1 protein-coding gene is annotated in these 637 nt (G+C 76.8%); it reads right to left on the bottom strand.

All coding sequences use genetic code 11. The features are described from left to right. Nucleotides 1-83: 83 nt before the first annotated feature. Nucleotides 84-434: an STAS domain-containing protein gene (locus EF903_RS33535; protein WP_185902981.1), complete on the bottom strand. Its 351-nt coding sequence runs from the start codon at nucleotides 432-434 to the stop codon at nucleotides 84-86. Nucleotides 435-637: the final 203 nt, after the last annotated feature.

Raw genomic sequence — 637 nt, 5'->3', positions numbered from 1 at the left:
GGTGGGAGGGGACGGCCGCTCCCTGTGCAGATCGCGTCCGTTTCCGGGTGCGGCGGCGTGCCGGTCCGCCCGGCGACGGGACCTCAGTCCTCTGCGGTCGACCCGAGCGAGAACAGCTCGACGGAGCCCGTCAGTTCCAGCAGCCGCAGCAACTGGTGGCTCGGCGCCGCGAGCCGCAGGGCGTGCCCGTCGGCCCGGGCCTTCTCCCTGGCCGCCAGCAGGACGGTGAGGCCCGAGGAGTCGCAGAAGGAGGAGTTGCGGAGGTCGACCACCACGTCCACGCGGTCGGGCGCCCGGGAGATGGCGGCGTCGAGCGCCGTCCGGAGCGCTGCGGCGTGGTCGATGTCCATCTCTCCGCTGACCCGCACCACGCACCGTCCTCCGGCCGGCGGCGTGGCCGCGGGAACCGGTGTGCGCTCCTCGTCGGCAGCCATGGCGCACCTCCTCGTACACAGCGCACCTGCCCCGGGAGCCGCCTGCCATGCCCCGCCCGCCATGCCCCGCGTGACCCAGCACGCGTGGCGCCTGGGGCGCCGCACCGGCGACGGCGCCCTGGCCGGCAGCGCCGCCTACGTGGCGATGCGCCCCCGCCGCCGGCTGCGCGACCACGCCGGCTCCCGCAGCCTCCGCGTCGGCC

Origin of the sequence: Streptomyces sp. WAC05292 (assembly GCF_003949955.1) — a bacterium.
GTDB classification, from domain to species: Bacteria; Actinomycetota; Actinomycetes; order Streptomycetales; family Streptomycetaceae; genus Streptomyces; species Streptomyces globosus.
Note: the sequence above shows the minus strand (reverse complement) of the source record. Positions and strands in the feature narration are given on the sequence as shown.

Bases quoted from the DNA above. Each gene is read 5' to 3' on its own strand.
- EF903_RS33535 (WP_185902981.1), bottom strand. From the start codon at position 434: ATGGCTGCCGACGAGGAGCGCACACCGGTTCCCGCGGCCACGCCGCCG.